Origin of the sequence: Spirulina sp. CCNP1310 (genome assembly GCF_034932185.1) — a bacterium.
GTDB lineage: Bacteria > Cyanobacteriota > Cyanobacteriia > Cyanobacteriales > Spirulinaceae > Spirulina.
The window spans coordinates 31,732-57,525 of sequence record NZ_JAYGHW010000041.1; the positions used below are offsets into that span (position 1 = coordinate 31,732).

Here is a 25,794-nt window from a genome sequence, read left to right on the forward strand (position 1 = left end):
ACCTTTCGCCCTAAATTTTCCACATTAAACCTTTCGCCCTAACCCCATCGTTCGATCTGCACGGCACAGGCTTTTAATTCCGGTTGTTTGGAGTCGGGACAACTGGCCCCATGGGTGAGGGCGTTGGCTTCGGTATCTTCCCCCCATAATGCCCCCCAATGCATGGGAATAAATAGGGTTCCAGGGGCGATCGCCTTTGTCACTTCTGCATGAAAACGAGCCATGCCTCGGCGCGATCGCACCACCACCCAATCCCCCGCACTAATCCCATACTTTTGGGCATCGCGAGGATGAATTTCTAAACAGGGTTGGGGGTGCATTTTCGTGATTTTCGGGATGCGGCCGGTGCGGGTTTGGGTGTGCCAATGGCCGTAGAGGCGGCCCACCGTGAGGACAAAGGGATAATCCGGATCGGGGGGTTCGGCTAAACCCCGTGAATGGACGGCGATAAATTTCGCCCGGCCGTCGGGGGTGGGAAATTGTAAATCGGGATAAAGTTGTTGGCCGTGGGTTTGGGGTTCCGTTCCGGCAGGGCAGGGCCATTGGATCGGGCCAATGTCGCGGAGGCGATCGTGGCTGATCCCCGTCAGATCACAAACCCGGCCAGCGGTGAGTTGGGCAAATTCTCCATAAACCGCCGCTGCATCGGCAAAATCAAACCCATCAAACCCCAACCGCTGCCCCACTGCGGCAACAATCTGCCAATCCGCCCGCGCCTCCCCTGGCGGCTCCCGAAAGGCTTGGCACAGCGTCACGACCCGCTCTGAATTGGTCATTGTGCCGGTTTTTTCGCTCCATTGGGCGGCGGGGAGGAGGAGATGGGCGTAGGCGGTGGTTTCGGTGGGATGGTAGGCATCTTGGAGGATCGTGAAAGGGGATTGTTTTAAGGCAGCCTTGACCCGATGCAAATCCGGCAAACTCACTAGGGGATTGGTGGCCATAATCCACAGCAGATTGATTTCACCCCGCTCTAAACTGCGGATCATTTCCCCTGCATCTTTCCCTGGTGCTGGGGAAATCTGGCCCGGCGGTAGCTGCCAAGCAGTTTCGAGTTCTGCCCGATGTTGGGGATTGGTCACGCTGCGATAACCGGGGAGGATGTGGGCCAAGCCGCCGGTTTCTCGCCCTCCCATGGCGTTAGGTTGGCCGGTGAGGGAAAACGGCCCTGCGCCAGGTTTGCCGATCTGGCCGGTCATTAAATGGAGGTTGATCAGCGTGCGAGCTTTCGCTGTACCTTCGGAGGATTGGTTAATCCCCATCGACCAAAGGGAAAGCACCCGCTGGGATTCTACCCACCATTGGGCCGTTTGTTCGAGGTGGGCGATCGCCACACCACAAACTGCCGCCACCCGCTCCGGGGCATAATCAGCAAGGATGGCCTGATAAGCCTCAAAATTGTAGCTATGGTGGGCGATAAAATCCTGATCTATGCCTCCTTTTTGGGCGATCAAGTGAGCAATGCCATTGAGGAGCGTAATGTCAGTGCCGGGATTAATCGCCAAATGGAGATCCGCCTTGGCCGCCGTCGCTGTACAGCGGGGATCCACCACCACTAACTTCACATCAGGATGGCGTTTGTGGTATTTCGCCAAGCGGTTAAAGGCGATGGGGTGACAGTCTGCCATGTTTGCGCCAATGATCAAGGCAAAATCCGTGGCTTCTAAATCGTCATAGCAACAGGGCGGCCCATCACTACCAAAACTTTGGCTATAGGCCGCCACCGCTGAAGACATACAAAGCCGGGAATTAGAATCAAAATTATTCGTGCCTAAATAACCCTTGAGCAGTTTTTGCGTCACATAATAATCTTCTGTTTGCAACTGGCCTGAGCCATAGATGCAAAGCTGATCTACGGGCGTTTGGCGAATTTGGGCCACGATTAAATCTAAAGCTTGATCCCAACTGATCCGTTCAAAGGGTTGATCCAAACTGGCGCGATATTGGGGATAAAGGAGGCGATCGCAATCCAACGCTTCGGCAATGGTGGCCCCTTTAACGCAGACATTCCCCTGACTAGAGGGGTGGGTGCGATCGCCTGTGACCCGCCAAGGATTCGCCCCGCTACCGGGGGCAACAGTGAGGCCACAGCCCACACCACAATAGGGGCAAAGGGTGCGATTTTGGGTCATGGGGGAGGGGTTTGAAGGATGAAGGATGAAGGATGAAGGATGAAATGGTGGTGGGGAGGGGATGTAGGGGCGAAAAATCTTTCGCCCTCGGGATTGTCCGGGTCAAACATCTTGCGCCCTCATCTTTTGCCTGGCAAGGATTGGCTCTCGGTTGGGATTAAACTTCTTCTTCGTGGGCGAAACGGCGATAGAGGAAATCGAGGGCTTCATTGCGCAGTTCGTAGTAGTGGGGATCTTCCATGAGGCGCGATCGCACCCTGGGCCGGGGAAAGGGAATATCCATGATTTCGCCAATGTGGGCCGCTGGGCCATTGGTCATCATCACGAGGCGATCGCTTAAAAATAAAGCTTCATCAATATCATGGGTAATCATTAATACAGTGATTTGATGTTGTCGCCAAATGTCCAGTAATTGCTCCTGTAATTCCTCCCTTGTAATTGGATCCAAAGCCCCAAATGGTTCATCAAGGATCAGCATTTCGGGACAGGTAGCCAGGGCGCGGGCAATGGCCACCCGTTGTTTCATTCCCCCGGAAATTTGCGTCGGTTTCTTCTTCGCTGCTTCCGTCAGACCCACCAGTTCTAAATGCTCCTCGACAATCGTGTTTTTCGTCTTGCGGGATTTATGGGGAAAGACACTATCCACCGCTAAATAAATATTTTCAAACACCGTTTGCCAGGGTAGGAGGGAATAATTTTGAAACACTACCATGCGATCAGGGCCCGGTTTCGTAATCACCTGCTCCCGGAGCCGCACCTGTCCTGTCGTCGGTTGGCTCAGGCCAGAAACCATATTGAGCAACGTCGATTTACCACAGCCAGAATGGCCAATCACACAAATAAATTCCCCTTCCTTAACCGCAAGGCTAACATCATCAAGAACAACAAAATCACCCTTAGGCGTGGGATACACCTTCGAGACCCGATCAATCGTAAGAAAGGCCTCGGTGGTTTGGGTTTGAGTTTGGGATAGGTTGAGCATTTGCATCATCGTAAATAAGGGTGAGAAGAGGGTAGATCAAGTTAAGTAAGGGGGGCAAGGAGCGCAAGGGCATCAAGGTCGATTTTTTCGATGTGAATGTCTCGCTTAATCGCTAACTTTTCTAAATAAGCAATGGGATCATCGGGATCAAATAATGAGCCATCAAAGAGTTGAATGGCGTTGCGATTGGGTTCTAACCCGGCAAAACCCACCTGCTCGGCGGCTTCACTGTAGACATCCACCCGCCGCACCCGATCCAGCACCGTGATCCAGTTGCGGGGGAAGGGGGTAATGTCCCAGCGGGCCATTTGGGCAAGAATCCATAATGCCTCCACCCGGTCGGGACAGTTGGCCTTGTCGATGGCAAACGTGTTGTATTTCAGCAGCATTTCCGGCTCATCCCCCATGCCGCGATCGTAGGCATCAATGAAGCCGGGACGGATGTATTCAGGTTCAACGCCCAGATATTCAGGGCGACTGAGCAGCTCGACAATTTCATCCCGGTTGCGGCGATCGTCGCAATAGTTGCAGGCTTCCAGGAGGGCTTTAATGAGGGCTAAATGGGTTTGGGGGTATTGGGTGGCCCAATCTTCCCGCACCGCCATCACCTTTTCAATGTGGCCGGGCCAAATATCGAGGTCGGTGGCGATCGCATAACCAATGTTTTCCTGCACAGCGACGGTGTTCCAGGGTTCCCCCACACAGTAACCATCAATGTTGCCCGATCGCAGGTTCGACACCATTTGCGGCGGCGGCACAATGCTGATCTCTGCATCATAATCGGGGTCAATACCGGCACTGGCGAGCCAGTAGCGCAGCATCAGGTTATGCATGGATGCAGGGTGAACCGTGGCCAGTTTTAAGGGTTGGTAGGGTTGGCCGTTGCTGTGGGCATCTGTGCGCTTGGCATCGATGAGCGCTTTCAGATCGAGGAGCGATCGCACCCCCATCTCTAAATATTTCTGCCCTAGGGTAATCGCATTGCCGTTCCGGGAGAGGGTTAAGGCGGTGACGATGGGGATCGGCGGCTTGCTGTTATAACCCAAGGTCATGGCCAGGGGTAGCCCCGCCACCACCTGGGCCCCATCCAGGCGTTGCTCCCGCAGACCAGCGGCGATCGCATTCCAACTGGGTTCGCGGCTCAGGTTCACCTGGGTTAAACCATGGCGTTCAAACAGGCCCTTTTCCTTGGCCACCACCAAGGGCGCACAGTCGGTGAGGGGAATAAACCCTAAATCGAGATTGACCTTTTCCAACCCATTGGCGGCAATAATTGCCGGAGCCTGACGCACCGGGCGTTTTTTCGCCAACTTTTGCTGTTCCAGGAAATAGATGATTTCCCCCCGCAGGGCATAGTAGCGGGGATGGTTGATCACATCATGGCGATTGCGGGGACGGGGGAAGGGGACGGTGAGGATTTGCCCCACATGGGCCGCTGGGCCATTGGTGAGCAGAACGATGCGATCGGAGAGCAGCAGAGCCTCATCGGCATCATGGGTGACCATCACACAAGTTACGCCGCTTTCCTGGCAAATCTGCATTAACTGCTCCTGCAAACTGCCCCGCGTTAGCGCATCCAACGCCCCAAAGGGTTCATCCAATAAAAGTACCTTGGGGCGGAGGGCTAAGGCGCGGGCGATCGCCACCCGTTGCTTCATCCCCCCCGATAATTCCCCCGGTCTTTTATCAGCGGCGCGATCGAGCTTCACCATCTTCATGCTTTGGGCAATAATCGCCTGCCGTTCCCCCTTGGGTAAATGGGAGAGCACCTCATTCACCCCCAAGGCGATATTTTCCCGCACCGTCTTCCAAGGCAGGAGGGAATAGTTTTGGAACACCACCATGCGATCGGGCCCCGGTTTGCGCACTTCGCGCCCTTCGAGGATGATCCCCCCGGCCGTGGGTCGATCCAACCCCGCCAAAATATTCAGCAATGTTGACTTACCACAACCGGAATGGCCTAAAAGAGAAATAAACTCCCCTTGATTAATCGTTAAATTAATGTTTTTCAGCGCCACATAGCGACCACCATTGGCCAGGGGGAAAACGCGATCAACGTGGTCGATTTCTAGGAAGTTAATCATGGTGTGTAGGGGAATAGAGAATGGGGAATGGGTAGAATAGATCAGAGCAATTCACCCATGAGGTAAAAGTGCAGGATCATGGCTGACGCACCCGCGAGAACGTCGGGTTTAATGCTTCGGTTCTTCGGGAATCACAAAGGTCGAGATGAACGAAACCAGGCGATCCAGTAACAAACCCACAACCCCCACATAAATCAACGCCAAAATAATTTGGCTCATCCGAGAACTGTTATAAGAATCCCAAATAAAGAAGCCAATCCCCACACCGCCCACAAGCATTTCAGCGGCAATAATCGCCAACCAAGCCAACCCAATGCCAATCCGTAACCCGGTGAAAATATAGGGGACAGCGGCGGGAAAGAGGATATTAAAGAAATACTTGCGTTTTGATAGATTCAACACCTTGGCGACGTTTTTATAGTCCTGGGGAATTTGCTGAACTCCCACCGTGGTATTGATAATAATCGGCCAAATTGCCGTAATGAAAATCACAAAAATAGCGGAGGGATTCGCCTGACGCAGCGCCGCCAAAGCAATAGGCAACCAAGCTAAGGGCGGCACAGTGCGCAACACTTGAAAGATGGGGTCAAAGGCATCATAGAGCAGGGCATTACTGCCGATAATAATCCCGACAGCAATTCCCACCACCACCGCAAGGCTATAACCAATAGCAACCCGCTCCAAACTGGCAAGAATCTGCCAAAATAACCCCTTATTCGTGCCACCGTTATCAAAAAATGGATCGATAATTAAGGTGTAGGTATCATTAAAGGCTTTAATCGGACTGGGGAGATTGGAGGTGGGGTCGTTGCAAAGAATTTGCCAAATAATGAGCAAAACGGTGAGAGCAATTAAGGGGGGGAAAACTTTGCGGGCAATGGGAGCCAGCTTTTTGAGGACGGGATTAGTGGTCGGATAACGCAGGGGAGAAGAAGCCATAGGTCAAAATCAAAAGATAGGCAGTTAATGGGTTGGGAATTTAAGTCAGTAACAATAGAGGCGAGATCCCCCGGCTACGCCGACCCCTTTTAAAGGGGGTATACTCTTGAACCCCCCTTTTTAAGGGGGGCAGGGGGGATTCCTCCCTACTTATTTCGGGGTCTTAATCTTCAGCGCATCGAGATAAGCCTGGGGATTTTCCGGGTCAAACTCAACGCCATCAAAGAAGGTTTCTACGCCACGGGAATCACTGGTGGGAATTTCTGCTTCTGGGGTATCAATGGCTTTAGCAGCCTCAATCCAGAGGTCAGAGCGATTCACTTTTTCCACCAATGCTTTCGTATCGGTATTGGCGGGAATATAGCCCCAGCGGATATTTTCCGTTAAGAACCAAAGATCATGGCTCTTAAAGGGATAGGAGGCAAAATCATTCCAGAATTTCATGGCAATGTTGGGGTCATCAACGGTGCGGCCATCGCCGTAGTCAATTTTGCCCTGGGAACGATCAATAATGTCCTCAAAAGGCACTTGGAACCATTTATCTTGGGAAACAATTTTGCACATTTCCTCTTTATTTTCCGGTTGATCGCACCATTTTTGAGCTTCTAATGTGGCTTTGAGCAAGGCCATCGTTGCCTTCGGGTTTTCATCCACCCAATCCGCCCGCAGAGAAAGGGCTTTTTCGGGGTGATCTTGCCACAGTTCGCCGGTAACTAAGGCGGTAAAACCGAGGTTTTGGTTCACCAATTGCTCATTCCAGGGTTCTCCCACACAGAAGGTTTCCATGGCACTAATGCGCATATTGGCCACCATTTGCGGCGGCGGTACGGGGATCACCGAGATATCGGTATTGGGAACGATGCCACCGGCAGAGAGCCAGTAGCGCATCCATAGATCATGGGTTCCGCCGGGGAAGGTCATCGCGGCTTGAATTTCTTTATTACCAGCCTTGGCTTTGGTAAAGGCATCTTTCAGGGGACTACTATCAACGGTGACGTTGAGATCTAGATAGTCTTTGCTGACGGAAATGGCTTGACCATTGACGTTGAGGCGAGCCAGGAGATACATGGGGACGGGTTGCTGGGTAATTGCGCCCATGGTCATGAGGTAGGGCATGGGGGTGAGGATGTGGGCCCCGTCAATGCCGCCGCCACCGGAGCCGAGTTCGATGTTGTCGCGGGTGACGGGCCAGGAGGCTTGTTTGATCACCTCGACATCGGTCATGCCGTATTTGGCGAAAAAGCCTTTTTCTTTGGCGATGATTAAGGGGGCGGAGTCGGTGAGGGCGATGAAACCGAGCTTGGCGGTGGTGATTTCCGGGGCATCTTCGGGGGCGATGTCCAGGGGTGCGACGGTTTCAATGTCGTTGGTGGTTTCGCTGGTGGTTTCGGTGCGGGAGGCGCAGCTATTGAGCCATAGGGTGGTGGCGGCGGCGGCTCCGGTGGTGAAGAGAAAGCGACGGCGGGAAAAGTTACTCATGGTTTCGTGGTATTGAATAGGTGCAAAGGGTGAAACTGAAAGGACGGTAATCCGCGACAACAATTACCGTGGGGTTTAGAGGGTGGCGGGTTGGCGGCGTTTTGCGCCAAAATGCTCAACCATCAGGTTTTCCAAGACGGGGATCAGATCCTCGCAGGGAACGCCTTTTTGAACACAGGTGCCGAGCTTGGCATCTTTGCCGACGGTTCCCCCCATGTAGATGTCTACGCCTTCGACGGTTTGGCCATCTTTGCGGACTTTGGTTCCCATTAGGCCGATGTCGGCGACTTGGGGCTGGCCACAGGAGTTGGGGCAGCCCGTCCAATGGATGCGCACCCGTTGGGGGGTTTCGAGGCGTTCGTCGAGGGCGGCGGCGATCGCCACTGCTCGCTGTTTCGTTTCCACCAGGGCAAAGTTACAAAATTGCGCCCCGGTACAGGAGACGAGCGATCGCGCCACGGGCTTAGGTTCGAGGCTGAACCGTTGCAAGAGGGGTTCCGTGAGCAGTGTCTCAAGGTTTTCCTGGGGAATAAAGGGGAGGATCACGTTCTGCTCGACGGTGAGGCGGATTTCGCCATTGCCATAAACCTCAGCAAGGCGGGCCAATTCAAACATTCCCTCTGCATCGAAACGACCGACGGGAACGTGCAGCCCGACAAAGGCATAGCCCGGTTGCAGTTGGGGATGAATGCCCAGGTGATCCCGTTTATCCCAATCAATTTCGTCATGCTCGGCGGCAGTTTCTAAGGGTTGCCCCAACTGTGCCACGACCATCGCCCGAAATTGCGCTAACCCCAATTCATCGATCAGCCACATCAGCCGCGATTTTTGGCGATTGGCTCGGGGGCCGTGATCCCGGAAGACGGAAAGGATGGCACGACAGAGGGGAACGACTCCCTCAAGGGTGGGGGGAACCCAGGCATTAAGGGGAATGGCGGATTCACACCGTTTGGCGGAGAAAAAGCCCCCCACCAAGACGTTAAAGCCTAATTGACCCTCTTTATAGGCGGGGACAAAGGCAATATCATTAATTTCCGCATGGACGGCATTATCCCGCCCGCCTTCAATGGCAATATTGAATTTTCGCGGCAGGTTCGTAAAGGCCGGATTGCCTTCTCCGGCATTGGTGATCATGTCCTGAACCCCTTGCACTAAGGGCCGGGTATCAATCAGTTCATTGCCATCAATCCCGGCAACGGGGGAGCCGGTGATGTTGCGTACATTGTCCATGCCGGATTGGATCGAGGTGATCCCTACGGCTTTAAATTGAGTGAAAATATCGGGGATATCTTCGAGATGAATGCCGCGCAATTGCAGGTTTTGGCGGGTGGTAATATCGGCGCTGCCATCCTCACCATAGCGCTGGACAACGGTGGCTAAAACCCGCATTTGTTCGGCGGTTAAAATACCGTTAGGCAGTCGTAACCGCAGCATGAATTTACCAGGAGTGACGGGGCGATAAAAAATGCCTAGCCACTTTAAGCGATGCTCTAGATCGGTCTTGTCGAGGGACTCCCAGCCAATGGCCGCGAAATGTTCTAGTTCATCTTTGACGGCTAAACCGTCTTTTTCAGCTTTGAATTTTTCAAATTTATTGAGGGAAGGGGATGGGGTCATAGGAGTAATGAGATAAGTCAAGGAAGGCTCATGGTTCAGGTTTGGGGTTATCAGCATCACCCAAGCCTGATGGAACTCCTTGGTTTAAACCGGGGGATGATCCTAGGGGATCAGCCAGATGTTTGGGTTCAGCGAGAAGCGCTGGGGAATGATGCCGGGGGTTGAATGGGGTCAGTCTCTAGGAATGGAGAGCATGACCATTCAAGATCGATGGGACAGAAAGGAGGAATGCTGTCAAGCGATCGCCCCGTTTTGAAAACAAACTTTAAAAAAAATTTTGAATGACTTTACATTAGGAAGAATATCAATGAATTTTTGTAACAGTGGACACAAAAGTTCTGGTTTGATGAAAAAAATCAATATTGACAATGCATAAAATGCATAGCAGGATTGGAAAAAACCCCGCTCCTGCGCCTAAACTGAAGATCACGAACTCTTGATCGTGCCTTGGCTACGCAGAGTTGAACTTTCCTATGGCGGCAATAGTAGTGATGTCCCAGACGCTTACGGTGGCGGTGCAGTCCGCTGAAACAGGGGATTGGCAACGGGTTTGTACCTGTTTACGTCAATGGTTGGCCCCCCAAGCCCATCCCAGTTACCAAGAACAGCAACAGGCGATCGCCCTGGCCCTGATGGTTTTAACTTGGGGGGATTTCCAAGAGCGGTGGGAGGTGGCGAAGTTGCTCCCCCAATTGGGGAAGGGGGTGGTTCCCGCCTTAATCATCCTTTTAGAAGATGAAGACCGCGAACCGGAGGCCCGTTGGTTTGCGGGGCGGGTTTTAGGGGAATTTCCCGAACCGAGGGTGATTGAGGTGCTGATTCGTCTTTTGCAAACCAGTGCTGATGAGGAGTTACAGCGTATTGTGGCCGGTGCTTTGGCTCAAATTGGCAACAGGGCGATCGCCTCTCTTTCGGCGGCGTTAACGATTTCCGATGCCCGGCCCCTAGCGGCCCGTTCCCTTGCTCAAATTCGCCATGTTGCTGTGATTGATCCCCTTTCGACGCTGATCCATGATCCTGATCCGACGGTGCGCCATTTAGCGATTGAGGCGTTGGCGAGTTTCCAAGATCCTCGGGTGTTGCCGATTCTGCAAGGGGCGCTCCGGGATCCGGCGGCGGTGGTGCGGCGGGAGGCGTTGATCGGGTTGGGGTTACGGATTCACCAAATGGAGGAGGCGGCGTTTGTGGCGATGGTGGCCCCCTGTTTGGAGGATTGGCAGTTGGAGGTGTGTCAGCAGGCGGCGTTAACGTTGGGTCGTTTGGGCAGTCCGGCGGCGGTGGCGGCGATCGCCCAGGTGTTAACGCGCCCGACTACGCCGATCCCGTTGCAAAAGACGTTGATCCGGGCGTTGGGTTGGCAGGCGAGTGAGCATAGTTTAAGGGTGTTGGGGGGGGTGTTGGCGGATTTGCCGTTGCCGTTAAAGATTGAGGCTTTGGCGGTGTTGGGGCGGATTGATGTGGAGAATCTCCGCTATTTTGGGGCGCAAATTTTGGTGGATTATTATCAGACTTATCGCGATCGCGCCCTTGATCCACAAATTAAGCAGGCGTTGACCCAAGCTTGGGGGCAGTTGCGGGATCCGGTGGCGATCGATCCCTTGGTGCAGTTAATGGGGGATGTGGATGTGAAGGTGCGGCTCCATGCGATCGCTGCTCTGAAGCGGTTTGAGCTACCCCGCACGGAGGCTTAAGAAACCGGGTTTTTGGGACAATCTGGGCAAAAAACGAGCCAATCGACGCAACCCGGTTTCTGGCTTTGATCGTTGAGGCTGGGGGGGGTGAGAAACCGGGTTGTTGGGCTGATGGCAGGGGAAAGGGGGAAATGAAAAACCCGGTTTCTGGGGGTCATCTCGTGCCATGGCTCTGCCGTGGCGCGGGTATTGGGCGGCTCTGCCGCCCAGTGGAGGCGGAGCCTCCGGGGGGTGTTACTTGGCAGAGCCAAGTAACGAGGGGAAAATCGACGCAACCCGGTTTCTGGTTATTGTGTTATTCTGTTGCGAGGAAAAACTGGATTTGCTTAGTGTAACTCGGATTCCATAAAATCGATAAATTCTAAAATATTGCGAGATTTTCCAGGTTTGACGTTGTTTTCTGAATTAATATGAACATGATGAGGAAAGTTTGGTAAGTCAGGAAAATGGTTGACGCTATCCCATCGTTTTCTAAGCATTTGTTTTGATGAGTCCATCCACTGATAGCGATAATCTAAGGTTGAGGGCTGATTGTTTTGTATTGTAAAAGATTCAGCGATTTCTAGGAAGTCGTTATTTGTGAGGATTAAGCGTGCTCGAAAGTAACCACGATCAAGGAAGATTCGCTCATCAACGATTGCGATTTCAGCAATGATTTTGGTGGTGGATAGTTTGTTTTTGATGCTTGCCATATATTGCGCTAAGTCCATAAATTTTCAAGAGGTTTGAATTTTTGCACTGGAGAGCATTTCGTAGTAGGTGTTCCATTCAAAGAATTCGATTGAATCTCCGAGTTGACCTGCTTGAAACTGTTGAAAAAAATACTCTGATTTCATGTGGTATTTTTGTTCAAATTCCTGTAATTTTTGTTCTATTTCAGCAATTTCTTGACTGATGGAATACTTGCTAATTTCATGATCTAGGTATTGCCGTTCTTCATCGGACAGCGAAAGGATAATTTGCACTAGGGATTGGATTAATTTTTGATTCATGGGGGGATTTGGATTTAGTATAGATGGTGCGTCGGTTGTCAAGATGGCTGTTTTTATCGTCAGTTAATCTATTTGACGCACGGTGCTTCTTAAATTCATTGGCTTTTGGATCTATTTAGGTGGCTCATAAGGAACACATACTTTTCCTGATGTATACTGAGTATAGACTTGTGAAAAGTGAAAATTTAGATCTTGTACTGACAATCCCATCCTTTGTGCAAGTAAATCTTCAGTTAAACAAAGTCCAGATTGCGACATTTTTATACTTCCCGTCGCTTTCAAAGCCCAAATAATTAACTGGTGTTTTTCGTGAATATTTTTACTATCTATTTTACGGTAAATTTTCGCAAAAGGTATGGTTTTTATACTAATTGCACTTTTTTCATGTCGAACATAAAACTTTCCATATTTTTGTCTCAGTTTTTCAATGGGAAGTTTAGTGAAGTTTGACAATTTTGATTCGCTCCAAACAACAGAGCAATTTCCAAAGCGTACTAATTTAATTTGATTTATTGTAATGTTCATCACTTTCACTAATTCTAAAAGCATTACATGATCGTTCTCAATTGTACTATCATTTTCATGAATTTCAGGAAAGTTATTTTGAATAATGTGGTCAATAAGATTTTCGGATGGAGAGTCAATAAGATCTTTAACTAAAGAGTCAATATTTTGATTAAAGTATTGATTTGATTGTGGAGGATATTGAGCATTTTCATGAACATGGGAAATGTCTGAAATTTTCTTCTGTCCTTTTGAATACTCTGACCAGCAAGGATGAACTTGCCAAGGCCATCCTAAAGGCGGATCAAAGAGCACAGAATCGCCATTGCCATTTGTATGGTAAAAGACAGTTTCGCCACACCACCAACAAGTAGTTGAGTAAGTTTTCTGTCCTTGATTTTCACCAAAAGATTGATCTGTATCACCATTATTTACACTGTCATGATCCCGATCATATCTTCTTACCTCATGCCCTCGAACCAAGTGCGTATTACCTAATGAACTCGTTCTCCAAAACTCATCTCGCCAATATGTATTAGTCATGACATTATCTCATGAAAATGACGTTTTTAAGTTCTTTTGTAAAAACATTTAGTTTGGGTTTTGACGACTGAAAAATTTTTGTCCAGCTAACAATTTATCAGTCAATTAAGCGGAATTATTTCTTCATGGCATTCCTGTTAAAGATAATTGAGTTTAGACTTCCAGTGTAATCCTTCTTCCAACCGAATGTCTAGGTTTCTTAGGATTAACTTAATATTTCTCATAGCAGGCACTTCCAGTCCATACTAACCCTTTCCCAAGAGGCTGTCTGATCTCCTACATGATGCTATCTAATTCAGGTCTACCTCCAAGCATTTAATCAGTTTCAGTTATTACTTGATTCTTCCTTGTAATTCTTGCCTAGAAGCTCTGCCTCAGTCGAGGAGCAGGGTTGCCCAACGCCAATACGATCATAAGGGGCAAATGGGGACGATCCGCGTAGCATACTGATCGCCCCTCCGATCCTTAGCCCCACCCCAGATCTAGGCCGGTGGATTTTGTAGGATTGGTTACAGTGGCCCCTGGGGGGGTGGGTTAGGCTAGATAGAAGAGAGAAGGGGAATTGCCCTCAGAGCCTTGCCAGAGCAGGGCTGGACTTCCCCATGGAAAAAAATTTTCAAAAATTATTCCCACTTTACCAACCCGTGATAAAGTGGGAAAACTCTTGTTTCAGGAGCGTCAACACTGAACAATCAAAGCATTGTCATGCTTAGGGTGCAGCACCGACTGGGGTTTTAGCTTGAGGCTGAGGAGCAACCGTCCGCAAGCTAGGAAATAGGAAATGGTTTTCTTCGACGTATTGTGCGCCAAAAAGACCCTTTTCTGCCCAGAAATATCGGTCGGTTGTATGCTCGTTGCGACGAACCACGAGGACAGCAGGGGGGATGATGCCTTGGGAAGCAATGAATTTCCGCGCTGCTGTCACTGGTTTATCTTCGCCACTTTCTAGATTATACTGGGGTACTAGCTCCAGAATTTTTCGCCCCTCTTGACGACGACGGCTTTTTCGTTTACGTTTCCTGGCCAACCTGATTACCTCCTATTCCAACTGTATGCTGTAGTTATGGCTACAAAATTCGTGCATAGTTTACCGAATTTGGGTAAAAAAAGCAAGTATATTTGCATTTTTTCTTTCCAGCCGCAGCAAATTCTCAAATTCACAGGGCAGGTTTGCGGTGATGTGCAGGAATTCCTACAGAAAATCTAGCATAAACTTCTTGAAATGTTAGTTTTCTTTAACATTTTGTAGGGATAGGCGGGCTAAGGCTGAGGCAGGACTGGAAAAATGCTCCCGATCCAACCAGGGAATTGATCATGCTTATCCCCGCCAGTCGAGAATTTGTAACCCTTTGTCAATCCCAGGTGACGCTGTTGGCCCAGGTGCTGGAGGCGACTTGGTGCGCGGTGTATCTCACGGAAAAATGGGCCGAGGGGGTTCAACCCCAACTCCATCCGGTGGCGATGTATCCGGGACAAGGGGCGATCGCCTATCCCCCCGATGGCCCCCACCGCCTTGCCCTCGCCCCCGCTCCGGGGGAGCAACCCCCCGCCCATCCAGATCCCGATCTCGCCCTCACGCCCCCCTGGACGGATGATGTGTTTTGGGGACAGCGGCAGTTGATTATTCCCCTCCTCCACGAAAAATTAGTGATGGGGCTATTGGTGGCCCGCCGGGAAACGGCCCCCTGGCAACCGCGAGAACTGGATCAGATTAACGAAATTGCCCATAGCTTGGCGATCGCCTGCTTCCTCGATCAAAAAGCCAGCCAAGGGGAAGCCAAACTCAGCCAGCAATACCGCCAATTTCAACAACAGCGAGATCACTTCGATACCCTCCTCCACCAAATCCGCAACCCAATCACCGCCCTGCGCACGTTTAGCAAACTGCTGTTAAAACGGCTCCAACCGAGCGATCGCAACTATAGTGTTGCCGAAAACCTAGTCCGGGAGAGCGATCGCATTCAGACCCTGCTGCGGCAATTTGAACAATGGTTTAAAGCCTGGGATGCCCCCCTCCCCAATGCCGCCAACCCTCCAGCTTTGGCGGATCCAGGGGCCACCCTCGCCCTTCTCCCCAATGCCACGCTCCAACGCGAACCCCTCCCCCTCGCAACCCTGCTCCCCCCCCTGATCGCCTCCGCCCAAGCCATCGCCCAAGAGCGGGGCCTCCGGTTGACGGCTCCTGATCTTTGGCCAGATCAAGAGGTTTGGGGAGATGCGATCGCCCTTCAGGAAATTGTGAGTAATCTCCTGGATAACGCGATTAAATACACCCCTCAGGGGGGCGAAATCTACGTCAGCACCCAGAGCACCCCCACCGAGGTAGCCATTGCCATCAGCGATACGGGCTTCGGCATTCCCCTAGGGGATCAGCCCCGGATTTTTGAGCGACGCTATCGCGGCGTGCAGGGAGCCGGGGAGATTCCGGGTACAGGATTGGGGCTGGCGATCGCCCAAGATTTAATCACCCAAATGGCAGGCCGCATCGAACTGATCAGCCCCATCACCAACAACCCCACAACCCCCGGCACAAGGTTTACAATCTGGCTACCCCGCCAGCCCTCACCCCCAACCCCTCTCCCAACCCCTGGGCGAGGGGAGTAATACCCCACTTCCCACTTCCCACTTCCCACTTCCCACTTCCCACTTCCCACTTCCCACTTCCCACTTCCCACTTCCCACTTTAAACCCATGCTCGACACCGGCAAACAAAACATCCTCGGCGTACAGGTCAACGTCATCGACTATGCCGCCGCCGTCGCCCGCATCATCACCGCCGCCCAAAACCATGCCCCCCTCTCGGTGTCTGCCTTGGCCGTCCATGGCGTGATGACCGGCGTATTGGATAACGTTCATCGCTACCGATTGAATCATTTAGATTTGGTTTGCCCCGATGGTCAGCCGGTGCGGTGGGCGTTGAATTTGCTCTATGGGGCGAAATTGGGCGATCGCGTCTATGGCCCGAATTTAACCCTCTATGTCTGCGAACAGGCGGCCCAGTTGGGCATCCCCCTTTATCTCTATGGCAGTCGTTTGGAGGTGTTGACGGCCTTTGGGAAAAATTTAGGCGATCGCTTTCCTAAGCTCAAAATTGCCGGGATGCAGCCCTCCCGGTTTCGGCAAACCAGTCTAGAGGAGCAGCAGGAAATTGTCGCAGAAATTAAAGCCAGTGGGGCCGGGATTACCTTGGTGGGTTTAGGTTGCCCCCGTCAAGAAGTATGGATCTATGAATATCGGGATTTATTATCGATGCCCCTCTTGGCCGTCGGTGCGGCCTTTGATTTCCATGCGGGCCTGTTGCCCCAAGCTCCCCCCCAACTCCAGGCGATCGGCATGGAATGGTTTTTCCGCCTTATCCAAGAACCAAAAAGGCTTTGGCAACGCTACTTGATTCTCAATCCTCACTATGTCGCCCTCTTCCTCTTACAACTCCTCAAACTCCGCCGCTTCGACCCCGCCACCGCCATCCCCCCCACCGAAACCATGCGCTACGGTTAAAACCCTCAAACCTTAATCGCGCTGGGAACCCCCGGCGTAGCCACAATCCGCCGACAGCCGGATTCTGGAAACGCCCATTGACAATGCCGCTCCTCTGGTTTCCCCCAACACAGTCCTAAATAAACCTCCGTCATCGTCACATCCACCTCCGCCCATTCCGCCTCCCGCGCCAACTCCTCAACAAAATTAGGAGTAATTTCCTGATCTTCTTTACCCAATAACCAGAGCCGTAACGGAAAACTCACCCTACGCCAAAAAGCTAACACATCCGCTTTCGCCTCCCTTAACAGTTCCAAATCCGCTGGAATAGCAATCAATTGGTTGTGCAGTTCGGGAAATGTGAGGGGATGACCTTGGAATTGACAAGTCCGCCAAATCAAACCGGAAACGCCCTGTTCCCGTTGATACTGATGGATCTGTTCGCGAAATTCCCGGAAGGCGTAAACATTACTGATTTTATCTGCCCCCAAGGCCAGGGCCAGCACCGGATCAGCATTGAGCCGCGCCTCTGCCGAGAGCAAGACCCGCTTGCCCTGACAACTGGCCCGCATTTCTCGGTCGAGGATGTCGATCAGTTCGGCAGTGGTGTAGGCCATGGCATTAGGGGTTGCAAAAAGGATGGCTCCCTGCATGATAACCCCATTTTTTATCTCTGGCGTGAACAGAGTCGGCGGCTTGGTGTTGATTAAAGTAAAATATCCGATGGGCGTGGGGGCGAAAAATTTTTGTGTCTCCGGCAGGCTTACACCAACGCCTCTACATTAGGGTTTTTATTTTGATTGAATGACATCAATTGATCTTTTTTTGAGTTTTCAAGATCCGCTTTTTAAATGGGATTTTGGGGTAATGATGATCAACGGTGAAGATTGATATTAGCTAATCTTAACTTGTTTTCTGATTCATAAAAGTATTATACTCTCACACAACCGATAGACCCCGATGGATTACCCTTCCTTCAATGAACACCTTTAGTCAAAGTATTTGGTTAATCCCCTGTTATGCCCTGCTGGGTGCATTGTTAACGATCCCCTGGTCGCCGGGTTTGATTCGCCGCACCGGCCCCCGTCCGGCGGGCTATATCAATCTGGTGATGACCCTCACCGCCTTTATGCATAGTCTTTTTGCCCTCCGGGAGGTGTGGTCAGCCCCCCTCGATTTTTCCTTTCCCTGGCTCCATGCCGTCAATCTAGATATTGTTTTGGATATTCGCGCCTCCGCTACGACGGTGGGGGCGTTGGTGGTGATTTTGGGGTTGAATGCCCTGACGCAGATTTATGCGATCGCCTATCTCGAAATGGATTGGGGCTGGCCCCGGTTCTATGCCTTGTTAGCCCTGTTTGAAGCGGGGATGGCGGCGTTGATGCTCACCAATTCCCTCTTTTTCAGCTATGTGATGCTGGAAATTCTCACCCTGGGGACGTACCTGCTGATCGGCTTTTGGTTTAATCAATCCCTGGTGGTGACGGGGGCCCGGGATGGGTTTCTCACTAAACGGGTCGGGGACTTGGTGTTACTGATGGGGGTGGTGGCCCTCTATCCCTTGGCGGGAACCTGGAATTATGACGAGTTAGCCGCTTGGGCGGCGACGAATCCCTTAGAACCCACGGTGGCGATGCTCCTGGGTTTTGCCCTGCTCACCGGGCCTTTAGGGAAATGCGCCCAATTCCCCCTCCAACTCTGGCTCGATGAAGCGATGGAAGGGCCGATGCCCGCCACAATTTTACGCAATGCGGTCGTGGTCTCAACGGGGGCTTGGGTGTTGATCCAGATGCAGCCGATTTTGAATCTGTCGCCTCTGGTGGTGACGGTGGAAATCTGCGTCGGGGCCTTTACGGCCATTGCCTGTAGTGCGATCGCCCTGGCTCAAATCGATATCAAACGGGTCTTTTCCTATGCCACCAGTGCCTATCTGGGCATTGTCTTTATTGCGGTGGGGACGGGCCAAGGGGAGCGGGCGCTGGTGTTGTTGTTGACCTATGCGATCGCCATGGCGTTAATCCTGATGAGCGTCGGCGGCATTATTTTAAACAACATTGCCCAAGATATTACCCAACTGCGGGGCCTGTGGAGTCGTCGCCCCATTTCCGGGATTTGCTTTGTGGTGGGTGCGCTTTCCCTCGTCGCCGTTCCCCCCTTGGGTTGTTTTTGGGGCTGGGCAGAAATTGCCAACGGCTTAACGCCGCCGTTGCTGGTGGTGGTTTTGTTGGTGAATGGCTTAACGGCTTGCAGTTTAGCGCGGGTGTTTGGCCAACTCTTTACCGGCCCCGTCACCCCCTGGACAAAGCGATCGCCGGAAGGTTTATGGGCTTTGGTGTTGCCGATGACGATCCTGTTGGGGGTTGCCCTCCATTTACCCCAATTACTGAGCGTTTTCGGCCTCCTACCCCCCTTGGGGATTGTGGTGCAATTGCCCTCGTTATTGCTGATCGCTTCGACATTGATCGGTGGAAGTATTGGCCTTTGGCTCTATGGCGGTGAACGGGTGGCGAAACCAATCCGGCTGCCGATTCCGGCGGTGCAAGACTTCCTCGCCTACGACCTCTATACCGCCCAACTTTATAAAGTAACGGTGATTGCCGTGGTGGGCTTGGCGGCGAAGGTGGTGGATTGGTGCGATCGCACCCTCGTCGATGGAGCCGTAAACCTTGTGGGCCTCTTCACCCTCGCCAGTGGTCAAAGCCTCAAATACAACACCAGCGGCCAAGTCCAGTTTTATGCCCTCTCAATTATCTTGGGTACGATTCTCTTTGGCCTGCTCATTGCCCTCCCCCTGCTCACTGCTCTGCCGTAACCAACCATGCTCACCCCTTTACTGCTCATTCCCCTATTAGGGGCGATCGCCGTCGCTCTCTTCAAGCCCCAAGCCAGTCGCACCATCGCCGCCCTGTTTAGCATCGCCTCCCTCGCTTGGGCCGCCTATCTATTCACCCAATTCGACCTCAACGGCACGACCCAATTCAGCGAATTTCATCGCTGGGTGCAGCCTGTGGGCCTCAACTACAGCCTAGGGGTAGATGGCCTTTCCCTACCGCTGTTGGCCTTGAATAGTTTGCTCACCCTCATCGCCCTCTACACCAATCGCGGCAACCTAGAGCGTACCCGCCTCCACGACAGCTTAATTTTGCTGATCAGTGCAGGCATTGCCGGGGCATTAATGGCCCAAAACCTACTCCTATTCATCATCTTTTATGAATTGGAATTAATCCCCTTCTATCTATTGATTAACATTTGGGGTGGGGAAAAACGGGGCTATGCTGCGACGAAATTTTTACTCTATACCGCTGTTTCGGGGCTATTTGTCCTTGCTGGCTTTTTAGGAACCACCTTCGCCAGCCAATCCCCCAGTTTTGAATTTAGCGATCTGCAAGTCCAAAATTTAGACCTCATTCCCCAACTAATTTTACTCACCACCCTCCTCGTCGGGTTTGGGATTAAAACCCCCCTAGTCCCCCTCCATACCTGGATGCCCGACACCTACGTTGAAGCTTCTCCGGCAACAGCGGTTTTACTCGGAGGCATTTTCGCCAAGTTGGGAACCTACGGGTTATTGCGGTTTGGTTTACAACTCTTCCCCACCGCTTGGCAGACCATCGCCCCCGGTTTGGCGATTATCGGAACGGTGAGTGTGATTTATGGGGCCATCAGTGCGATCGCCCAGCGGGATATTAAACGGATGGTGGCCTATAGTTCCATCGGTCACATGGGGTATATCCTTGTGGCGGCAGCGGCGGGAACAGAATTGAGTGTGCTGGGGGCGATCGCCCAAATGATCGCCCATGGTTTAATCCTCGCCCTCCTCTTCTTCCTGGTGGGTATCGTGGAAAAAACCACCGGAACCCGCGATCTCGATGTCCTCAACGGCTTAATGAACCCGATCCGAGGCCTCCCCCTCACCAGTGCGCTGTTGATCCTCGCAGGGATGGCCAGCGCCGGGATTCCGGGGCTGATTGGCTTTGCCGCAGAATTCATCGTCTTCCAAGGCAGTTTTATGGCATTCCCGATCCCCACGCTCCTCTGTATCCTCTCCTCCGGTCTCACCGCCGTCTACTTTGTGATCTTGATTAACCGCACCTGTTTCGGCAAACTAGATAACAGCCGCGCCTACTACACCCGCATCGGCTTAAGCCAACAATGGCCCGCCCTTGTCCTCACCGCGATCATCCTCTACTTCGGCATCCAACCCAACGCCCTCCTGCACTGGATCGAACCCACCACCACACCCCTTGTGGCGGAGTTGCAAACTCCTGTCCTTGCACTTCGAGACTAGGAAAGCAGGAGGAGAGAGAAGAGAGGAGAGAGGAGAGAGAAGAGAGGAGAGAGCAAGCAAAAACTTCAATTCCCAATTCTCAATTCCCAATTCTCAATTCCCACTTCTCACTTCTCACTTCCCACTTCCCACTCCCCACTTCTCACTTCCCACTTCTCACTTCCCACTTCCCACTTCCCACTCCCTACTTCCCCATGACCCTCAAAATCCCCCCCTCCACCCACCCCTACGCTGACATCATTCACCGCCTCGAAGCCGGTGGTTCGATGTTGCCCGATACCGATGAAAACCTGATGCAAATCATCGGCATTTATAAAGCCTATGCTGTCCCCATGGATTTCTATTGGCGGGATTTGCTCTATATTGCCGAGCGGGTTTTTCTCGATCCTTTACCCTTTTTTAAATACTTCTTACCCCAGGAATATTTAGACTTACCCAACCATTACGCGGGGGAAACTGCGGATTTCCGCGTTTGGCAAAAGGGGGAGGCATCCGCCCATCCGGAACTGTTGGAATTTATGGACAAAGGGGAATTAAAAAAGAAACTGCCGAAACTGTTCCATCATCTCTGGCACGATCGCATCAATATGGAGTTTGCTGAAGCCTGTATGCGGGCGATGTTGTGGCATCAGGGGATGGGGGGGCTGTTCTATGATTATTTGGAAAGTGAGGAGTATTTAGGCAATTGCGATCGCACCATTAAAGCCTATTTCAAGGGCAACCCCCTCATGCTGGGCTTGTATAAACTTTTCCCAGAAATGTTCTATGAGAAGGTGCGAGAACTTTCCTATTACGCCAACTTGGGGCTATTTTGGGAAGTGATGGCTCCGGTGTTTTTTGAAATGAGCGATCGCTACGATGCGGGGGATTTTAAAACCGTCACCGATGCAATGAATTTCCTCGTTAACGGTATTTTTATCGCCGCCGGTCGTCCCATTTATCACCATGTTTATATTGGGGATGAATGTTATGAACTGATCCCCAAATCCAAGGGCTTTATGTGGCTCTACGAGGCCGCCCTTCCCTACGTTGAAGCCGTCTTTTATCGCACCGCCCCCTTCCGAGGTACAAAATCCTACAATGCCCAAGCCCACCAAGTCCCCGCCGAGCAAAAAGACTTCCACTACGGCATCCTTTACGCCGATGTTTTCCCCGTCGGCACAGCGGGCATTCCCCCCACATTACTCATGCAGGATATGCTCCACTTTTTACCCCCCTATTTAGTTGATTATTATCAGCAATATTGCCGGGGCGAAGATGATATGTTGATCCAATTGGGGATCACGTTTCAACGGTCGATGTACAATGTTACTTCAGCAGTAATCCAGGCCCTGCGCACGGCATTACTCTATCCCCTCGATGATCCCAACCCAGAACATTTGCGCAAAAATCGTCAATTCTTTGAAGCCCAGATGGATCGATTCCTCCGGCCAGAAGCGCGGCTCAAAGATGTGCAAAGCCAAGATTATCGTTAAGAGGGCAAAAAATTGGGAAAAGGCGAAAGATGAGGGAGGGCGAAAAATTTTTCGCCCCTACCATTCCCCATCCCCTATTCCCCATCCCCTATTCCCCATCCCCTATTCCCCATTCCCTATTCCCCATTCCCTATTCCTCTAATGCCTAATATTGTTGAAATCGCGGTTAGTAATGATGCCTTTAAAACCTTGGTTACTGCTGTCACTGTGGCCGGTTTAGTAGAAGCCTTGCAACAGCCGGGGCCGTTGACGGTGTTTGCCCCCAATGATCAAGCCTTTGCCAAGTTATTACCGGGTACGGTGGAAACTTTGGTGCAAAATATTCCCCAGTTACAGCGGATTTTGAAATATCATGTTGTAGCGGGCCGGTACACCACAGCGGAGTTAAAAGATCTCACCACTTTAGCCTCCTTAGAGGGATCACCCATTCCCATTGCCTGCGGGGATATATTTGAGGTGAAAAATGCAACGGTGATTGCACCGGATATTGAAGCCAGTAATGGGATTATCCATGTGATTGATACGGTGATTTTGATGGGGTAATCCTTTATGGAGCAGTGGGTTTAAGGTTTTGGGCGATGGTGGGGAGGGGAACGGTGGTGAAATAATGGTGGCGGAATTGGGCCTCGGCGATCGCCCCCCACAACTTTTCCACAACCTGATCCGCATCGGGCCGACTTTCCCCATAGCCCCCAATGGTGATCCCATCTTCGCCCATTTCCAGCGCAAACCCCATGGCCGCTAAAGCTTCTAAACTGAGATCTAATTGTTGAGAATTAACCTGTAACTGGGCTTGGAGGTGCGATCGCCCCATCCTTTCGCCACTCGCTGCCAATGCTTGCCCTAGGGTGATCAGCCGTTGCAAATAGGTGGCGGGATCGGGGAGATTGGGGGTATGGTAGGCGAGGGCGAGGGGTTGGGCTTGGGCGATCGCCCGTTGAAACCCCTGCTGTACTTCCTCCCACCCCACCGGGCAATTCTGCAACGCATAGGCCAGGGGGGGATCGATGGGTCGAGCTTGTCGCCAATCAAGGATCGGGGTTGCGGTGGGTTGGGGGGCTTGTGCTCCGGCTAAATGCAGATCCATTAACCGCACCTCATAGCGTTTTTTGTAAGTGTTAGAATCTAACTCTACGACTGCATCGTAGGCAATTTCCGAGCTAATTTCCTCCGGAGAATGGCCCCACCACACCCCCGGAAATCCTTCGGGCTGATGGGTATCGTAGATCAAAAACTCAGTTTTACGATATTGAATATATTTTCCTCTACGGTCGTAAATATAAGCCTTTTCTATATCTCGAAACCGACAGTTTTTTAGCAATAATAACGGTGCAGGATTACCCATCCCACAGGGTTCTAAGTATTTCAATTCATCAAATAAATTTGCTCCTAAATCAGCAACAGTAACCTGCAAATCAATGGCAATGATTGGCTGTAATTGTGCCGGATCGGGCAACTTTCGCCGTAGAGCTTGATTAATGCCTTCAATAAACAGGGGTAAATTTTCCTGTTTTAAACTCAACCCGGCGGCAAAGGGATGACCTCCAAAACGATGGAGTAAATCCTGCTGACTGAGCACCAATTCATAAAGATCAATGCCATGGGTAGAGCGGGCGGAACCTCTAGCATAACCATCGTTGCCTAAATGGAGGAGAATCGTGGGCCGCCCATAGGTTTGGGCAACCTGGCCCGCCACTAAACCCAATACTCCCCCCGACCATTGGGGATCAGCTAAAACAATTACATTGGTGGTGGATAAATCGAGGGTGGCGATCTGGGTTTCTACTGCCTTGAGGGTGTTTTTTTGTAATTCCTTACGGCGGGTGTTGGCGAGTTCCGTTTGCTCGGCTAATTGTTGACAATGGGCGGGATCCTCACTGGTGAGCAACTCCACACAAAACCGCGCATCGCCCTGAATCCGACTGACGGCGTTAATTCGCGGGCCAATGCCAAAGGAGATATCTGTGGGGCGATCGCCCCCCCGTTTACACAGTGCCAACAACTGCGCCACACCGGGACGGGTGGCGGTGCGGGGATCATTTTGCTGCTTTAACTGCTCAAGGCCCATCTGAGCCAGATAGCGACAATCCCCTTGGAGGGCAACGAGATCGGCAATCAAACCAATGGCGACCAGATCCAGAAGTTCGGTAACGGGTTGGGTAGCAACATCGGGGAGGGTGAGGTAGAGGGCTTCAATCAGTTTGTAGGCAACCGCTACGCCGGAGAGGTGATAGAGGGGGTGATCGGTGGGGAAGTAGCGGGGATTGACGATCGCCGTCACGGGGGGGCGATGGGGCGGGAGCGTGTGGTGGTCGGTGATGATGAAATCGAGGCCTTGGGTTTGGCCGTGGTCGATTTCTGCCAAGTTGGTGCTGCCGGTGTCGCAGGTGATGATCAGCGTAAATCCGGCTTGGGCGAGGCGATCGAGGCCGGCGATATTGAGGCCGTGGGATTCCCGTTCACGGTTGGGGATGGTGTAGGTGAGTTGTTCCGGGGGAAAGAATTGTCCTAATCCTTCCCAAAGGACGCTGGTGGCGGTGAGGCCATCGGCATCAAAATCCCCCCAGATGGCGACTTTTTCCCCCTGTTCCCGTGCTTGCTGAATTCGGGCAACGGCCTGCTCCATTTCGACCCCAAAGGCGAAGGGGCTAGCGGGTGGGTAGGCGTTGGCATTGAGGAACGTTTCTAAATGGTGTGGCTCACGAATCCCCCGCTGCCAAAGGAGTTGCGCCACAAATTCCCCCCGCGCTGTGGGTAGTTCTGTCTGAACATAGCGGGCAACGGCGTTTAAAAATTCTGGTGCTAGTTCAATCTGGGGGGCGAGTTGCCATTGGGCTTCCATGGGCGATTCAAGATCCTTTCATCAGAATTTTCCTTATTCAAGATTTTGGCATTTTTTGAATCAGGCTGGGCTAGGGCTGAGGGTCATCTGGATTGCTGGAGAGGTCTTCCTCAAAGAAGGAGAATGTTGGTTTTATTCTATTGAAATTGAAAGGATAATGCTAAAGTTTCAGCGTTTGGGAGACAGCGTAACGCTGCTGTTTGTAGTCATAGTCTGGGTCGTAGTCAATGGTATCGAAAAGTTCGATAATTTGCAGTTGTCGGCGGCGTTGAATGTATTCTTGGAGGGCGGTTTTAATAATGTCTTCGGTGGTTTGGTGGTCTCTGAGGGCGAGGGCTTCAGCGAGTAGGGTTTCGTCAATGTTGAGGGTGTTTTGCATGGGGTTTTGATTGTGAATGGGTGGGGAATTTTAGTTAAGCGGTTTGGGGTTGGGGTAGGGTTTGTCCGTCGGTTTGGGCGGTTTCGATGAGTAAGTTAATCACTTCACGAGCATTTTTAAGGGCGGTTTCGTAGGTTTCGCCGTGGGTGACGGGTTGCATGACAGTATCGGCAAAGTCAGGCAAAAAGACCACAAAGCATTGATCTTCCATTGACCATTGAATAGTAATTGTATAGTTCATTTTATTGGGTGCATCTCAATTAGGAGATGAGTAAATATACTCATTACAATTCCTCCTCAAAAGCCTACATAATTTAGACACTGTTGACCACCTTTGACCCATGACTCCCCAAACGCAGGCTGAACTCCAGCA

General features: G+C 51.6%; 21 protein-coding genes. 7 read left to right on the top strand and 14 right to left on the bottom strand.

The window, feature by feature from the left end; genetic code table 11:
• Positions 1–38: 38 nt before the first annotated feature.
• From VB712_RS08915 to VB712_RS08940, 6 genes are all read right to left on the bottom strand, one after another.
• The gene (locus VB712_RS08915) at positions 39–2,129 is read right to left on the bottom strand and encodes a nitrate reductase (RefSeq protein WP_323254209.1); all 2,091 of its coding nucleotides are present in this window, start codon (positions 2,127–2,129) and stop codon (positions 39–41) included.
• Positions 2,130–2,286: 157 nt separating this feature from the next.
• Positions 2,287–3,117 (bottom strand): nitrate ABC transporter ATP-binding protein, encoded by an 831-nt coding sequence (locus VB712_RS08920; protein WP_416236298.1) that lies wholly within the window; start codon positions 3,115–3,117, stop codon positions 2,287–2,289.
• Positions 3,118–3,152: 35 nt separating this feature from the next.
• Positions 3,153–5,195 carry a nitrate ABC transporter ATP-binding protein gene (locus VB712_RS08925; RefSeq protein WP_323254211.1) on the bottom strand — a complete coding sequence of 681 codons (2,043 nt, stop codon included), beginning with the start codon at positions 5,193–5,195 and terminating at the stop codon, positions 3,153–3,155.
• Between the two features lie 108 nt (positions 5,196–5,303).
• Positions 5,304–6,134, bottom strand: coding sequence for a nitrate ABC transporter permease (gene ntrB / locus VB712_RS08930; protein ID WP_323254212.1), 831 nt, complete (start codon positions 6,132–6,134; stop codon positions 5,304–5,306).
• 150 nt (positions 6,135–6,284) lie between these two features.
• Entirely contained in the window at positions 6,285–7,613 is a 1,329-nt protein-coding gene (locus VB712_RS08935) for a CmpA/NrtA family ABC transporter substrate-binding protein (protein ID WP_323254213.1), read from the bottom strand.
• A gap of 75 nt (positions 7,614–7,688) precedes the next feature.
• Positions 7,689–9,230: a ferredoxin--nitrite reductase gene (locus VB712_RS08940; protein WP_323254214.1), complete on the bottom strand. Its 1,542-nt coding sequence runs from the start codon at positions 9,228–9,230 to the stop codon at positions 7,689–7,691.
• A gap of 473 nt (positions 9,231–9,703) precedes the next feature.
• Here VB712_RS08940 and VB712_RS08945 point away from each other — a divergent pair, with 473 nt between their 5' ends.
• A complete protein-coding gene (locus VB712_RS08945; protein WP_323254215.1) occupies positions 9,704–10,921 on the top strand; it encodes a HEAT repeat domain-containing protein in 1,218 nt (405 codons plus the stop codon).
• A gap of 326 nt (positions 10,922–11,247) precedes the next feature.
• On the opposite strand, the gene VB712_RS08950 is transcribed toward VB712_RS08945, so the two are convergent.
• The 4 genes from VB712_RS08950 to VB712_RS08965 all read right to left on the bottom strand — a co-directional run bounded on the left by VB712_RS08950 (position 11,248) and on the right by VB712_RS08965 (position 13,987).
• Positions 11,248–11,631: a toxin-antitoxin system TumE family protein gene (locus tag VB712_RS08950; protein WP_323254216.1), complete on the bottom strand. Its 384-nt coding sequence runs from the start codon at positions 11,629–11,631 to the stop codon at positions 11,248–11,250.
• A 6-nt stretch (positions 11,632–11,637) separates the two neighbouring features.
• Positions 11,638–11,913 (bottom strand): hypothetical protein, encoded by a 276-nt coding sequence (locus tag VB712_RS08955; RefSeq protein ID WP_323254217.1) that lies wholly within the window; start codon positions 11,911–11,913, stop codon positions 11,638–11,640.
• Positions 11,914–12,024: 111 nt separating this feature from the next.
• Positions 12,025–12,960 (bottom strand): hypothetical protein, encoded by a 936-nt coding sequence (locus VB712_RS08960; RefSeq protein ID WP_323254218.1) that lies wholly within the window; start codon positions 12,958–12,960, stop codon positions 12,025–12,027.
• Between the two features lie 709 nt (positions 12,961–13,669).
• Positions 13,670–13,987, bottom strand: coding sequence for a DUF3155 domain-containing protein (locus VB712_RS08965; protein ID WP_323254219.1), 318 nt, complete (start codon positions 13,985–13,987; stop codon positions 13,670–13,672).
• A gap of 287 nt (positions 13,988–14,274) precedes the next feature.
• On the opposite strand from VB712_RS08965, the gene VB712_RS08970 reads away from it, so the two are divergent.
• Complete coding sequence (locus VB712_RS08970) at positions 14,275–15,564, top strand: ATP-binding protein (protein ID WP_323254220.1); 1,290 nt, start codon at positions 14,275–14,277, stop codon at positions 15,562–15,564.
• Between the two features lie 87 nt (positions 15,565–15,651).
• The gene (locus VB712_RS08975; protein WP_323254221.1) at positions 15,652–16,458 is read left to right on the top strand and encodes a WecB/TagA/CpsF family glycosyltransferase; all 807 of its coding nucleotides are present in this window, start codon (positions 15,652–15,654) and stop codon (positions 16,456–16,458) included.
• Between the two features lie 5 nt (positions 16,459–16,463).
• On the opposite strand, the gene VB712_RS08980 is transcribed toward VB712_RS08975, so the two are convergent.
• Positions 16,464–17,054, bottom strand: a complete 591-nt coding sequence (locus tag VB712_RS08980; RefSeq protein ID WP_323254222.1) for a hypothetical protein — start codon at positions 17,052–17,054, stop codon at positions 16,464–16,466.
• A 362-nt stretch (positions 17,055–17,416) separates the two neighbouring features.
• On the opposite strand from VB712_RS08980, the gene VB712_RS08985 reads away from it, so the two are divergent.
• The 4 genes from VB712_RS08985 (at position 17,417) to VB712_RS09000 (ending at position 22,743) form a co-directional block, all read left to right on the top strand.
• Positions 17,417–19,249 (top strand): NAD(P)H-quinone oxidoreductase subunit F, encoded by a 1,833-nt coding sequence (locus tag VB712_RS08985; protein ID WP_323254223.1) that lies wholly within the window; start codon positions 17,417–17,419, stop codon positions 19,247–19,249.
• Positions 19,250–19,255: 6 nt separating this feature from the next.
• Positions 19,256–20,725: an NADH-quinone oxidoreductase subunit M gene (locus VB712_RS08990; protein WP_323254224.1), complete on the top strand. Its 1,470-nt coding sequence runs from the start codon at positions 19,256–19,258 to the stop codon at positions 20,723–20,725.
• Between the two features lie 194 nt (positions 20,726–20,919).
• Positions 20,920–22,200: a CO2 hydration protein gene (locus VB712_RS08995; protein WP_323254225.1), complete on the top strand. Its 1,281-nt coding sequence runs from the start codon at positions 20,920–20,922 to the stop codon at positions 22,198–22,200.
• Positions 22,201–22,341: 141 nt separating this feature from the next.
• Entirely contained in the window at positions 22,342–22,743 is a 402-nt protein-coding gene (locus tag VB712_RS09000; RefSeq protein WP_323254226.1) for a fasciclin domain-containing protein, read from the top strand.
• Between the two features lie 4 nt (positions 22,744–22,747).
• Here VB712_RS09000 and recJ read toward each other — a convergent pair whose 3' ends face one another.
• The 3 genes from recJ to VB712_RS09015 all read right to left on the bottom strand — a co-directional run bounded on the left by recJ (position 22,748) and on the right by VB712_RS09015 (position 25,662).
• Positions 22,748–25,042 (bottom strand): single-stranded-DNA-specific exonuclease RecJ, encoded by a 2,295-nt coding sequence (gene recJ, locus VB712_RS09005; protein WP_323254227.1) that lies wholly within the window; start codon positions 25,040–25,042, stop codon positions 22,748–22,750.
• Between the two features lie 160 nt (positions 25,043–25,202).
• Positions 25,203–25,421 carry a type II toxin-antitoxin system VapB family antitoxin gene (locus VB712_RS09010; protein ID WP_323254228.1) on the bottom strand — a complete coding sequence of 73 codons (219 nt, stop codon included), beginning with the start codon at positions 25,419–25,421 and terminating at the stop codon, positions 25,203–25,205.
• Positions 25,422–25,455: 34 nt separating this feature from the next.
• Entirely contained in the window at positions 25,456–25,662 is a 207-nt protein-coding gene (locus VB712_RS09015) for a type II toxin-antitoxin system HicB family antitoxin (protein WP_323254229.1), read from the bottom strand.
• Positions 25,663–25,794 lie beyond the last annotated feature (132 nt).